Here is a 12,784-nt window from a genome sequence, read left to right as displayed (position 1 = left end):
TAGCCGTCACCGCTGATGGCAAGCGGGCAATTTCTGGTTCGTGGGACAACACCATCAAAGTCTGGGATTTAACAACTAGAAAGAAACTGTTTACTCTCGAAGCTCACGGCCAATTCGTAACAGCAGTAGCCGTCACCGCTGATGGCAAGCGGGCAATTTCTGGTTCGTGGGACAACACCATCAAAGTCTGGGATTTAACAACTCGAAAGGAACTGTTTATTCTCAGAGAGCACAGCGAGTCGGTAAATATAGTAGCCGTCACTGCTGATGGCAAGCGGGCAATTTCTGGTTCCTCGGACAAGACCATCAAAGTCTGGGATTTGTGGAGTGGAAAGGTTATTGCCAGTTTCACGGCTGACAGCCCGATCGCCTGTTGCGCTATTGCACCAGATGGCGTCACAATTGTCGCAGGCGACAAATCCGGCCGCGTATATTGCCTGCGGCTAGAAGGGATGGAGGAACTAACATGAATTCATCACCTCTCTCAACTCCCATCTCTACCGCTGCTTACCCAATAGAATTTCAGCAACTCCTGCGGGAAAAAACCGAGAATTTTGCAGGGCGCAAGTTTGTTTTTTCTGCCATTTCCGACTTTCTGGACTCCCACAGCCGCGGTTATTTCACAATTGTCGGCACTCCCGGCTGCGGCAAAAGTTCCATCCTCGCCCAATATGTCACCGCCCATCCTCGCAGTATCTATTACAACGCTGCAGTTGAGGGCAAAAATCGAGCAGAAGATTTTCTCGCTTCTGTCTGCACTCAACTGATTGACAAATACCTTGCCGCCAATGGGGAAACATCCGAAATCCTCAAGCTCAAATCTCAACTTCAAAATCTCGAATCCGATGATGGGAGTTGGTTTCTGTCTTTGTTGCTTCAACAAATTAGCGATAAATTAAACGATCGCCAACGGTTGATAATAGTCATTGATTCTGTAGACGCGATCGCCCGCACCAGTCAGCCTCCCAGCACAAATCTGTTTTATCTGCCGAGATATTTGGGCGATCGTACTTATTTTATCCTCGCCCGCCGCCCGTTTTTGAGAGAGAAATCCGGTTTGTTAATTGAAACGCCCTCTCAAACCGTCGATTTAAGAGATTATCCCGCCCAAAATCGCGAAGATGCCCTTAACTACATTCAGCAATACCTATCAACCGCACCGGATTTAACTCAACCCGAATTCTGCCGACAACTCGCAACTCTGGGCGAAAACAATTTCATGTATCTGAGTCAGATGTTACCTGCCATTACCGAGAATTTACACCCCGATGCTAATCTGGGAGAGTCCTCACTTTTTTCGGAACTTCCTCCCGGTTTAGCAGCGTATTATCAAAACCACTGGCTGCGGATGAGAGGTGATACTTTATCGGCAGTTGACTTGTCTGTGCTCAATGTTTTGGTAAAATCCACAACAGGTTTGTCTGTAAGTGCGATATCCCATATAATTGATCGGGATGAATACGATGTTGAAAAAGTGTTAGACAATTGGATTGAGTTCTTAAACAAACAAGAAGTTGGAGGAAAAATTTGCTATAGTTTGTATCATGATAGTTTCCGCGAATGGTTAGGCAAACAATCTATTTTAGAATGACGCTCGTACCTGGATTTTCGCTGTGCCAGCCTATAGTCTTCCTTGTCCAGTCTTACCGATCCCCCCTAACCCCCCTTAATAAGGGGGGGACAAGAGTAGTCAAAGTCCCAAGCGGAAAAAGAGGAGGACTGGAACACTCAAAGTCCCCCTTCTTAAGGGGGATTTAGGGGGATCTAGACTCGACTATAAACGATAGATACAAAGGTTTTTAGGCTTAAGTTAACCCCAACAAACACTGCCACATCCTCACCCTAAACCCTATTTTCAAGCAACAATACAACCATGAAACGAGCAGTATTTCTGGACAGAGATGGCGTTCTCAACATCGAAGCGGGCTACATTCACCAAGTAGAAGATTTGCATTTAATCCCAGGAATAGCTAAAGCTGTACGCCTTTTAAATGACCACAAAATATTTTGCTGTCTGGTTTCCAATCAATCCGGCCCCGCCAGAGGTTATTATCCAGTCAGCCACGTTGAAGCTTTGCACAAACGCCTTTGTCAACTATTAAAAAATGAAGCTGGAGCGAGGTTAGATGCTCTTTATTACTGTCCTTATTTAAGCGAAGCGGAAGGGGGAACTAACCCCGAATTTACGCGCTATACAACTTGGCGAAAACCGAATACAGGGATGTTGGTAGCCGCCGCTTGGGAACACAATTTGGATTTACAGAACAGTTTTATGGTGGGAGACAAAGCGACTGATGTGGATATGGCTCACAATGCCGGTTGTACTGGTATTTTAGTGCAGACTGGTTACGGCAAAAGCGTGTTGAGCGGCGAGTATCAGCACCATACTAAACCGGATTTTATTGCAGCCAATTTAGCAGTGGCGGTTGAGTGGATTTTGCAACATTTTGATGATTAAATAAGTCTTATCTATGATTTTTTGAGGAAAGAGCTACATAGGGAAGCACGACTGTAAAGTTAGTACCAACGCCGATTTTGCTTTCACAGCCGATCGCACCTCCTTGCAAATCCACAGCTTTTTTGACAATGGTTAATCCCAAACCGTTACCTTTAATCTGTCCAGTATTTTTGCAGCGGTAGAACATTTCAAATATTTTTTCTACTTCGGTTTCTGGGATGCCGATACCTTCGTCTTGGATGCGGATAATTAGTAAGGGATAGTTAATATGTGTAGATTGAGAATTAGGAAATAAACACTCACGAGAAAAACAAAAGATAGGTTCTTTGTCTCCATCTCCTGCTGGACTGTATTGCAATTCCAAGCTGACTTGACCGCCGCTGGGGGAATATTTGATGGCGTTGACAATTAAGTTAGAAATAATACAGTGCAACAATTGTTGATCTAAAATCGCGCTGGTAACGTCAGACGGGATGAATTTTAGTTTGTGCTTGGCTTCATTTCCTAACTGCAGTTGATCCAGCAAATCTTGACAAAATTCGACTAAATTTATCGGTAATGGATGGGATTTGAGTTTACCTGATTCTGCTCGGCCCATGAACAGCATATCGTCGATTAGCTGGTTCATTTTTTTTGTAGCTGAATTCACCAGTCGCAGGGTTCTGACTTGGGCTTCATCATTGCTACGATCGCGATCGAGCTGTAGGAGTTCTGCAGAGATTAAAATTGCGTTGAGCGGATTCCGCAATTCGTGAGCAGCCATTGAAATATACTGGTTTTGGCGGTACGACTTTTCTTCCACCCACTCTCTCGTTGCTTCCGAAGCTTTAAGAGATTCTCGCATCTTAGCTTCGATTTCGTGTCTGTGCAGGGCAATCTCGATCGCCACCCGTAAATCATGTTGTTGAAATGGTTTGATAATATAACCAAATGGGTTTGTAAGTTTCGCTCTTTGCAGCGTTTTCTCGTCGGCATAAGCTGTTAAAAATACTGTTGGTACATCTACCTTGGTTCTGATTTGTTCGGCTGTTGTTATACCATCCATGTTACCTTTAAGTACGATATCCATCAGCACTAAGTCTGGCCGTTCTTCTGCAACTTTTTCCAGTGCTTCTTCCCCTGAAACAACCGTGGCTGTTACTATATAACCCAGTTTTTTCAACCTGCCTGCTATGTCTTCGGCGACAATCACTTCGTCTTCGACCACCAAAATCTTTATAGCGTTCATATTATTTTTTAAATGCGCCGTCGATAAGACAACTCAGTGAAACTAATATCGTAACAAGTTCCGCACTTACTGTCAATCACAAGAGTTCCATCTAATTGGTTGGTCAACATCCGCACTAATCGCAATCCTAAAGTTTCGGTATGTTCTATGTTAAAACCTGCAGGGAATCCCCTGCCGTTGTCTTGAATACTTAAGTGAAATTGCTGAGAAGTTGTGTCACGATGAAAATTAATATTAATTTCACCTGCCAAACTTTCGGTAAAGGCGTATTTCAACGAGTTAGAAACCAGTTCGTTAATAATCAAACCGCAAGGAATTGCTGTTTCTATATTTAAAGAAATTGGGTCAACGTTGACATTGAATTGGATGGAAGTATTGCCGTAACCAAAAGATTGATACAAATTAGCAACCAAATTTTCAACGTAGGGCGGGAGATCGATCCGATCGAGATTGTCGGATTGATAAAGTTGCTCGTGAATCAAAGCCATTGAATGGATGCGGGTCTGACTTTCTTCAAATAAAGCTAGCGTCGGTTCGTCTTCAATATATTGAGCTTGTAGTTGCAGCAGGCTGGAAACTACCTGCATATTATTTTTGACTCGGTGGTGAATTTCTTTCAGCAATACTTCTTTTTCGTGGAGTGCTGCTTGGATGCGGGCAGAAGTCAATTTGCGATCGCTAATATCTTCACAAATACCAGCGATGCGGTAAATATTGCCCGATTCGTCGTAAATAGGAAAAGCTCGATCGCACACCCAGCGCATTGTGCCGTCTGGCCGAAAAATCCGATATTCGATATTGGTGGACTCACCCTGCAACACTCGCCCCATTGAGTCTTCCAACAAATGTTTATCTTCTGGATGCACCCACTCCATCATTTTTAAGGGCTCGGCATATAATTCTTCGTTGCTGCGCCCCCAGATTTGTTCGTAAGCTGGACTCAGATACAATAAATCGGTGAATTCAGCAGACATTAGCCAGAAGGAATTTTGGATATTTTCTGCTAGCTGGCGAAAGCGTTCTTCACTTTCACGGAATGCTTTTTCTACCTGTTTGCTTTCGCTAATATCTTCGGCAATGCCAACAACGCGGTAAACTTGACCAGCTTGATTGGTAATCGGAAAAGCCCGATCGCGAATCCAGCGAATTTCGCCATCCGGTCTAACAATTCGATATTCCGTCTCATCTTCAGCTACAATTGTTTTAGCGAATTTAGCAACAACGCGAGAGCGATCTTCTGGATGGAGAGAATCCGCTAAAAAGTGTCCGCCAGCATACAATTCAGCACAGCTTCTGCCCCAAATTTTTTCGTAACCCGGACTAATATAAATAATTTCCTGCGGTTGAATGCCTACCATCCAAAACACGCTTTCAATGTTTTCGGCTAGCTGTCGGAATCTTTCTTCACTTTCTTTCAGTGCTGCTTCAGCTTGTTTGCGTTGTCTAGCTGCAACCACCGCATCGCTAATATCACGCTGTACGCCAAAATACCCCACGATTCTTTCGAGAGAATCGTAAATGCAAATATAGTCGCCTTCTACCCAAATTCTCTCCCCGTCAAACTTGCGATTGTCATTTTCGATGTGAACTCTGCCAGCATCAAAAAATTGCCTGAATATCTCTCTGCTCTTTGGCAAGTTGTGGGACAAAAAAAAGTTAATTGTTTTGCCAATCAACTCTTCCCGAGTAGTTTCGTATTGAGCTATCAAAGCATGATTTGCCTTCGTTACCCGCCCGTGAGTAAATACGTAATCCAAAACTTTTTCTTTGTCAACTGTATCGTCCCAGTGTACGGGTTCGTCCAGCATCATAAAGAAAAAGCCATCTAAAGATTGAGAGAAAAACAATTCTAGCTGTTCCTGGCTTTGCCGCAGAGCTTCTTCGACGCGCCAGCGAGAGAGAATTTCTTCCTGCAATAGATTGTTGGCTGTTTTCAAGTCTTCAGTGCGCTTTTTATATTTAATTTCTAGCTGATTTTTGATTTTTTCCAGCGCTATTTCTGCCTGTTTCTTTTCGGTAATATCTTGAGTAACGACCATGCCTGCGAAAATTTCTTCCCGGTCGTTTTTGACGGGAGCAATTGTTGTTGAATAAACGTGATCGCCGTATTTATATTCAAAATTATTCTCTTTTCCTGCCAAAGCCGCGCGATATGTAGTCTCAAAAAGTGGCAAATCTTCAGGTGGCGATACTTCCCACAATGTTTTGCCTTCCAACAGTTCTTTGGACAAACCAACTACTGCCAAACCTTGACCGTCAACCAGAGTATAGCGCAAATCGCGATCGAACAAAAACACCGAGCCATTCGGATAATGTTTGATCAGAGTTCGGTACATTTCCTGGCTTTTTTCCAGAGATGCTATTAACTCAGTGCGCTCGTCGGCGAGATTCAATTCAGTTACACAGTCAGCAGAGTTGGAATTTTCCAATGCTTTAAGTTGTGCTGCTAATTTCTGGCACAATTTTCTCTGCTGTTGCAAATCTGCTTCGAGTTGCTGAATTTTTCCGCTTTGCTGTGTTACTAATGCTTCGCAGGTTTCGAGAGGTCGATTCCCTACGGGATAGTTACGCTGTGCGTTGTCTGTGGGATCAATACACATAAAGGCTTTTTGTTTGGCTGTTGGTTGTTGGTTGTTGACTGTTGGCTGTTGGCTGTTGGTTGTTGGTAATTCGGAATTAGAACCAACAAATAAGAAATAAGAAATAAGAAATAAGCTGTCGCGCCTTTAAATTGTATATTCAGGGCGAGCGGGAAACCCCACTCATTGTTTGATTTTTTTTAATATACAATTTAAAGGCGGCAACTGCCAACAGTCAACAGTCAACAGTCAACAGTCAACAGTCAGTAGGGGCGGTGCCCCCGTGCCCGCCCTCTTAACAATCAACAGTCAACAGTCAACAGTCAACAGTCAACAATTATTTAGGAACTCCCGCCGTCAAGACTTCATGGCTTTCCAACGTCACCAAGACATCATCTTCAATTCTCACACCAATACCGCGCCATTTTTCAGGAATCTCCGGCTGTCCTTCTACGGGTTTAATATAAGGAGAAATATAAATCCCCGGTTCTACCGTCAGCACTTGTCCCGCCTGCAAAACTTGCGAATTTTCGCCGTACTGATAAACGCCGACATCGTGTACGTCCAATCCCAGCCAATGTCCGGTGCGGTGCATATAAAACGGCTTGTATTTCTCCTCTTTAATTATCTCTTCAATGTCGCCGACCAAAAGTTTTAAATCCATTAAACCTTCCACTAAAACACGCACTGCTGTTTCGTGAATTTTGCTGTAAGGATTTCCCGGATATACTTGACTGATTGCCTGCAATTGTGCTTGCAAAACTAAGTCGTAAATAGTCTGTTGTTCGGCGGTGAATTTGCCGCTGATGGGAAATGTGCGAGTAATGTCGGCGTTGTAGTAGTCGCAAGCACAACCGGCATCTATTAGCAGCAAATCGTTTTCCTGCATTTGGCGGTTGTTTTCGATGTAGTGGAGGACGCAGGCATTGTTACCGGAGGCGACAATGGAAGGATAAGCGGAAGTGGCACCGTTCATGCCAAAAATATGTTCAATTTCTGCTTGAATTTCGTATTCGTACCTGCCAGGTTTGGCGAATTCTTGGGCGCGGTTGTGGGCGATAACTGAGATATTAGCGGCTTTTCGCATTAATGCTAATTCTGTTTCGCTTTTCACCAGCCGCATCGGGTGTAAAATGATGTTGGAATCTTCGATTGCTGTTGGGCCTGTACCGCGTTTCGGGTAGGTTGCCATCAAGCTTTGCCAGTGATTGAGGATTGTTTGGTCGAAATTCCGATCGCGCCCGAAGTGATAATATATGCGATCGGCCTTTTCTAGATATTTTGGCAATTTTTCGGCCAGTTCGGCGATGGGAAACGCTTCATCAGCGCCGTACAGCTCCTTAGCGCCTTCTACTCCGGCGCGATAACCGTGCCAAGTTTCTTTTTCCAAGTCTTTTGGCTGCACGAAGAGGACAAATTTGTGTTCTTCGTGATGCGGTGCGAGCACTGCTACCGCCCCCGCTTCCTTGAAACCTGTTAAGTAGAAAAAATCGCTATCTTGTCGGTAGGCGTATTCAACATCGTTGTGCATGACGGCTGCGGGGGCGCTGCGAAATATCGCGGTTCCGCTGCCAATTTTTGCCATTAAATGTTCGCGTCTTTGTCGGTATTCGCTGGGGTTTGTCATTCGATTTTAGATTTTAGATTTTAGATTTTAGATTGAGTTTAATATTAACATTCGGCGGTTTCAACCGCTTTTACACTGAAAACACCCGCAAGTCAAGGGTTGAGGATGCGGATATCGGCGATCTGTTTTTTTGTGGGTCTACTGATTGTTGTATTTATGCTATTGTTCGGCGATCGCCAATTGACAACTATAGTCTACCAGCCGAGACAAATATGAGTTTGTGCGATCGACCAAAGTCCATCTCGGATCGAAATTCGACCAATTTTCGCCATCTTCGCTAATTCTAACTGTTCTAAACTCTCGCGAATTGCAGTTAACTTCCATTTGCACCAGCATTTTCTCGTTACTAAACTGCTGAGTGCCTAAAATAATTCTGACTGGATACGAAGGAGCACCGGGAATATCGGATTTGCTTAATTCTACGCTGCTGGGGTCGATGCAAATATCTACAAAACATCTTAATTTTTCGGCGCGGGCGCTCAAAGTGTTGACGGAAATTAATGTTGAAATTACTATCAAACAAATCGATGAATTCTTAATCATATAGTTTCTTTTGAGTCGGCGGTTGAAACCGCTTCTACACAGACAAAACCCGCCTGCGCGGGTTGAATTTCTTCAGTCCGCGCAGGCGGACTTTGTTTGTGTAGAAGCGAATTCTATTCGCCCTAAATATTCTAGTTAAAGCTGAGGAACGTATTGTTCTTTTTCAGGAACAAAAGTATATTCAGAGACGATCAGGCGCAACTCTTCGCCGTCGATGGTTTCTTTTTCAATCAGCAAATCGACTAAACGATCGACCACAGTGCGATTTTCGCGAATAATTCGGCGGGCGTCATCGTAGCAGCGATCGACAATTTCCCGGACTTGTCCGTCAATCCGAGAAGCAATTTCTTCGGAATATTCCGATCGCGCCGTGTAGTCGCGGCCGAGGAAAATTTCGCTTTGCTGAGCTTCTAGGGCGATCGGGCCCAAGGTAGACATCCCGTAGCGAGTAACCATTTGGCGGGCCATACCGCTGACTTGCTGCAAGTCGTTGCCGGCACCGGTGGTAACTTCAGCATCACCGAAAACTACTTCTTCGGCTGCGCGGCCGCCCAAAGCACCGCTAATCCGGGCTAAGATTTGCGATCGAGAAATCAAACCTTGGTCTTCGCTAGGCATGAACCAAGTCAAGCCGCGAGCTTGTCCGCGAGGGACTAAGGTAACTTTTTGCACGGGATCGTGGGCTTGAATCAAAGTACCGACGACCGCGTGGCCGATTTCGTGGTAAGCAATCAAACGCTTGCTCTTGCTGTCCACCAGCGGCGTGCCTTCCATACCTGCTACCACGCGATCGACTGCATCGTCAACTTCGAGCATCGTAATCGCTTCTTTGCGGCGTCTCGCTGTTAAAATAGCAGCTTCGTTGAGCAAGTTAGCCAAATCAGCGCCGGTAAAACCCGGAGTGCGGCGGGCGATCGCATCCAAAGAAATCTCCGCAGACAGCTTCTTGTTACGCGCGTGAACTTCCAGAATTTCCAAGCGACCTTTGATATCCGGTACATCGACGCTAACTTGGCGGTCAAAACGTCCCGGACGCAGCAGCGCTGAGTCGAGCACGTCGGGGCGGTTGGTGGCAGCAATGATGATGATGCCAGTATTGCCCTCAAAACCGTCCATTTCGGTCAGCAATTGGTTCAGGGTTTGTTCTCGTTCGTCGTTACCGCCACCGATACCAGCGCCGCGCTGGCGACCGACTGCATCGATTTCATCGATGAAGATGATACAAGGAGCATTTTCTTTCGCTTTTTTGAACAAGTCGCGGACGCGGGATGCGCCGACACCGACGAACATTTCCACAAATTCTGAACCGGAGATGCTGAAGAAAGGCACGCCGGCTTCCCCTGCGATCGCTTTTGCCAGCATGGTTTTACCTGTTCCTGGAGGGCCAACCAGCAGCACGCCTTTGGGAATCTTTGCCCCGACTGCGGTGAAGCGTTCGGGTTTTTTGAGGAAAGTCACGACTTCGGCGAGTTCTTCTTTGGCTTCTTCAACGCCTGCTACGTCGTCGAACAGTACGCCTGTTTTAGCTTCCATTTGAAAGCGTGCTTTGGATTTACCAAAGTTCATGGCTTGGCCCGGGCCTCCCGGTACGTTGCCACCGCCGCGGCGGAAGAGGAAAAACAGCCCTCCTACTAACAAGAGGGGAAATACTAGATTGCCTAAAAGTCCCCAGACTGCGCCGTCGTTCCGCAGGGGATGAGTGTCGAAGCTGATTTTGGAGTCTCTGAGCCTAGAAACCAGTTCCGGGGAATTTGAGGGCAAGTCTACCCGCCACCGCTGCTCGTGATTGTCCAGTTCGGGATCGACTGCTAGGACGATCGCTGTGCGGCCTCCATCATACAAATCAACGCTGGTGACTCGACCTGCGTTTAAGTAATCTAAGAATCGACCGTAGCTTAAGCGGGTGCTGGCGGTGTTCTTGCTCATTTCTGCTGGGGATGGTGCCAAGGCTCCCTGCCACAAGAAAAAGCCGATGACTAAGGCAGGTAAAGTCCAAAGTAGTATAGTTCGCCAAGAAATTTTCATAAATGCGGATGCCTTGAATTGGGGACAGATCGGGTAAGATCGCGGTGTCGGAGAAGTGCGACAAAAGTTTACACTCAGAATCTTAACTAAATTTAACTTAACAATGCACTCTCAGGCAACAGAGCTTTGAGCACGATGGCTCCAGAAAAAGTTAGGTTAGTTACGGTAAGGGCGATCGTCCCGAATATAATGTTTGGTGCTGATTTCGATACCGATCTAGGTAAAGTTAGAAGAATCGCCGCAAAACCCACTGTCTTTAAGCGCGGCAGTGTTAAGGGATAAGGCGTCAGGAACCTTAGCCCTGACGGCATGAGGCTTGAAAGAGAAATCTAGCAAGCGGTTCTGACCAGCCAAGCGTCTTAACTGACTACGTTTTTTGAGTCACGACACCGGGCGGATGCTTAGCTAGTCCCCTGCCCTGTCATTTGCAGTTAAACAGTTTCAAGGTCACTGAAACAGTGCTGCAAGTCTAAAAAGCTCAGAAAACATTGACCGACAAGCTAACTTTACCCCGCAAGGGAGGCTGCGCCCCGGCGCGAGCAAAATGCTATGCGTACAGGATTGGGAGACTTGAAACGGTAACTGTCCCGTTGAAAGTGCAACACAAAAGCACACCGAACCAACCAATCCCAAGGCAGTAGTAAATCCAAAACAATAATAAAGCCGTCCTAGAAGGACGGGGTTTCTACCCATTTTTCAGATGACAACTAGACAGCTTGTTCCTAATTCGGCTATGCTGACCCAGCAGACTAAAGTCGCTTCTCACAAATCGATTATTAGTGCTGATTTGGGTCGGACGGCAACTAAAGCCTGCGTGAGTCGCAACCCGAGTAGCGTTGTTTTCATCCCTGCCAACGTGGCTACTATGCCCGTGGAAAAGGTGCGGGGTGGCAGCTTTGAGTCGAAAGCAACAGACCCTCTGTTGGATATGTGGCTGGAGTACCAAGGCAAAGGATACGCGATCGGTCAATTGGCTGCCGATTTTGGCGCTAACCTCGGTGGCGCCGACCAGTCGAAAGTAGTAGATGCTTTGGTTAAGGTATTTTCCTGTGCTGGATATTTCCAGATGAAGGGCGAAATAGCAGTTGTGCTGGGTTTGCCTTTTTATTCGCAGGATCAGTTTGAGAAGGAAAAGGAAGAGATTATCAGCCAACTGCGCTCTCCCCACGTTGTGGTGTACCGGGGCGAGCGTGTGGATATTAATATCAGTCACGTTTGGGTGATGCCCGAAGGGTTCGGCAGCCTGATTTGGTGCGAGGCTCAAGACAACAAGGAGTTTTCGCCGGAGTTGCCGGAACTGTCGGTGGCTGTTGTCGATATCGGACACCAAACTACCGATTTGTTAATGGTCGATCGTTTCCGGTTCGCCCGCGCGGCTTCTAAGAGCGATTCCTTCGCAATGAACAAGTTCTACGAACAAGTTGCCTCAAAAATTCCGGGAGCAGACCCTCAATCTCTGTCTTTACTGGAAGCGGTGAATAAACCAGAAGGCCAGCGTTTTTACCGTCCGAGAGGAGCGACTAAGCCGACTAATTTAGATCCGATTATTAAGGATTTGCGAGAGGCTTTCGCTAACGAACTGTCCGAACGTTTGGTGCAGTGGCTGCCGGAACGTGTGACGGATGTGGTTCTGACTGGCGGGGGCGGCGAGTTTTTCTGGGAGGTGTTGCAACCTTTGCTTAAAGACGCCAATCTTAAGGCTCACTTGGCTCAGCCTTCCCGGAAAGCTAATGCTTTGGGACAGTTTATTTATGCTGAGGCTCAGCTAGCCACGATTAAGTAACGCATTAAGGCTTGAACCCTATGGCACTGTGGGCAAAAAATAAGGCGAATTTCTCGGTGGCGTTTACGGAAGATGCTGCGGATCAAACTTTGCTGGCCGCTATTGAAAAAGAGTTGGCTTTCACGAAGTATCAGACTTTCAGCAATCTCTGCAAACAAGCTTTGTGGCAGTTTTTGTCGGTATCTGAGTCTGCTAGCTCTACACAGAGCTTTCAACGGTTGGAACAGCGTATTGCTGAACTTGTGGTAAAATTTTCTGAGTTTGAGCACAATGTTTCGGCAGAGGAATTAAGCCGTTTGGAGGGACTGGAACATCACCTGAGTCAACTCAGCGCGCAGTTGGATCAATTGCAGGGGAGTGTTAACAGTAAGTTTGCTCAAGTTTCTTTTGCCCAAGTTTCAAAAGTAGTAGAGCCTGGCCCCATTGAGTCTGAATCTGTGGCGGATGATAATGTAGTGTCTGATGCTGAAGTTGCTCCTCCTCGGAATTCCGATCCTTTGTTGGAGCGTTTAAGTTCTTTGTTACCCCAAGATTTCTAAAA

10 protein-coding genes are annotated in these 12,784 nt (G+C 46.1%); 5 read left to right on the top strand and 5 right to left on the bottom strand.

The window, feature by feature from the left end:
* The 3 genes from QUA44_RS21190 to QUA44_RS21180 all read left to right on the top strand — a co-directional run.
* Positions 1-470, top strand: a 470-nt coding sequence (locus QUA44_RS21190) for a WD40 repeat domain-containing protein (protein WP_445243686.1), incomplete at its 5' end; no start/stop codon positions are given.
* Positions 467-1,591 carry an ATP-binding protein gene (locus tag QUA44_RS21185; RefSeq protein ID WP_333254101.1) on the top strand — a complete coding sequence of 375 codons (1,125 nt, stop codon included), beginning with the start codon at positions 467-469 and terminating at the stop codon, positions 1,589-1,591. The genes QUA44_RS21190 and QUA44_RS21185, both read left to right, overlap by 4 nt.
* 282 nt (positions 1,592-1,873) lie before the next feature.
* Positions 1,874-2,458 (top strand): HAD family hydrolase, encoded by a 585-nt coding sequence (locus QUA44_RS21180; protein ID WP_333254103.1) that lies wholly within the window; start codon positions 1,874-1,876, stop codon positions 2,456-2,458.
* 7 nt (positions 2,459-2,465) lie between these two features.
* On the opposite strand, the gene QUA44_RS21175 is transcribed toward QUA44_RS21180, so the two are convergent.
* The 5 genes from QUA44_RS21175 to ftsH2 all read right to left on the bottom strand — a co-directional run bounded on the left by QUA44_RS21175 (position 2,466) and on the right by ftsH2 (position 10,460).
* Positions 2,466-3,686, bottom strand: coding sequence for a response regulator (locus tag QUA44_RS21175; protein WP_333254106.1), 1,221 nt, complete (start codon positions 3,684-3,686; stop codon positions 2,466-2,468).
* Between the two features lie 8 nt (positions 3,687-3,694).
* Positions 3,695-6,286, bottom strand: a complete 2,592-nt coding sequence (locus tag QUA44_RS21170; protein WP_333254108.1) for a PAS domain S-box protein — start codon at positions 6,284-6,286, stop codon at positions 3,695-3,697.
* Between the two features lie 316 nt (positions 6,287-6,602).
* Entirely contained in the window at positions 6,603-7,892 is a 1,290-nt protein-coding gene (locus QUA44_RS21165; RefSeq protein WP_333254110.1) for an aminopeptidase P N-terminal domain-containing protein, read from the bottom strand.
* Between the two features lie 159 nt (positions 7,893-8,051).
* Positions 8,052-8,435: a hypothetical protein gene (locus tag QUA44_RS21160; RefSeq protein WP_333254111.1), complete on the bottom strand. Its 384-nt coding sequence runs from the start codon at positions 8,433-8,435 to the stop codon at positions 8,052-8,054.
* A gap of 135 nt (positions 8,436-8,570) precedes the next feature.
* Complete coding sequence (ftsH2, locus tag QUA44_RS21155) at positions 8,571-10,460, bottom strand: ATP-dependent zinc metalloprotease FtsH2 (RefSeq protein ID WP_333254113.1); 1,890 nt, start codon at positions 10,458-10,460, stop codon at positions 8,571-8,573.
* Between the two features lie 700 nt (positions 10,461-11,160).
* Here ftsH2 and QUA44_RS21150 point away from each other — a divergent pair.
* Complete coding sequence (locus QUA44_RS21150) at positions 11,161-12,243, top strand: ParM/StbA family protein (protein WP_333254117.1); 1,083 nt, start codon at positions 11,161-11,163, stop codon at positions 12,241-12,243.
* Positions 12,244-12,263: 20 nt separating this feature from the next.
* A complete protein-coding gene (locus QUA44_RS21145) occupies positions 12,264-12,782 on the top strand; it encodes a hypothetical protein (protein ID WP_333254119.1) in 519 nt (172 codons plus the stop codon).
* The last annotated feature ends 2 nt before the right edge of the window (positions 12,783-12,784 follow it).

Source organism: Microcoleus sp. N9_A2 (assembly GCF_036701775.1).
Taxonomy (GTDB): Bacteria; Cyanobacteriota; Cyanobacteriia; order Cyanobacteriales; family Microcoleaceae; genus Microcoleus.
The sequence above is the reverse complement of the archived record's forward strand: the minus strand, read 5'-3'. Positions and strand labels throughout refer to the sequence as shown.

What these genes read in the sequence shown, in the direction of transcription:
- QUA44_RS21175 (WP_333254106.1), bottom strand. Translation starts at nt 3,686, where the DNA reads ATGAACGCTATAAAGATTTTGGTGGTCGAAGACGAAGTGATTGTCGCC.
- QUA44_RS21185 (WP_333254101.1), top strand. Translation starts at nt 467, where the DNA reads ATGAATTCATCACCTCTCTCAACTCCCATCTCTACCGCTGCTTACCCA.
- QUA44_RS21180 (WP_333254103.1), top strand. Translation starts at nt 1,874, where the DNA reads ATGAAACGAGCAGTATTTCTGGACAGAGATGGCGTTCTCAACATCGAA.
- QUA44_RS21165 (WP_333254110.1), bottom strand. Translation starts at nt 7,892, where the DNA reads ATGACAAACCCCAGCGAATACCGACAAAGACGCGAACATTTAATGGCA.
- ftsH2 (WP_333254113.1), bottom strand. Translation starts at nt 10,460, where the DNA reads ATGAAAATTTCTTGGCGAACTATACTACTTTGGACTTTACCTGCCTTA.
- QUA44_RS21160 (WP_333254111.1), bottom strand. Translation starts at nt 8,435, where the DNA reads ATGATTAAGAATTCATCGATTTGTTTGATAGTAATTTCAACATTAATT.
- QUA44_RS21170 (WP_333254108.1), bottom strand. Translation starts at nt 6,286, where the DNA reads ATGTGTATTGATCCCACAGACAACGCACAGCGTAACTATCCCGTAGGG.
- QUA44_RS21145 (WP_333254119.1), top strand. Translation starts at nt 12,264, where the DNA reads ATGGCACTGTGGGCAAAAAATAAGGCGAATTTCTCGGTGGCGTTTACG.
- QUA44_RS21150 (WP_333254117.1), top strand. Translation starts at nt 11,161, where the DNA reads ATGACAACTAGACAGCTTGTTCCTAATTCGGCTATGCTGACCCAGCAG.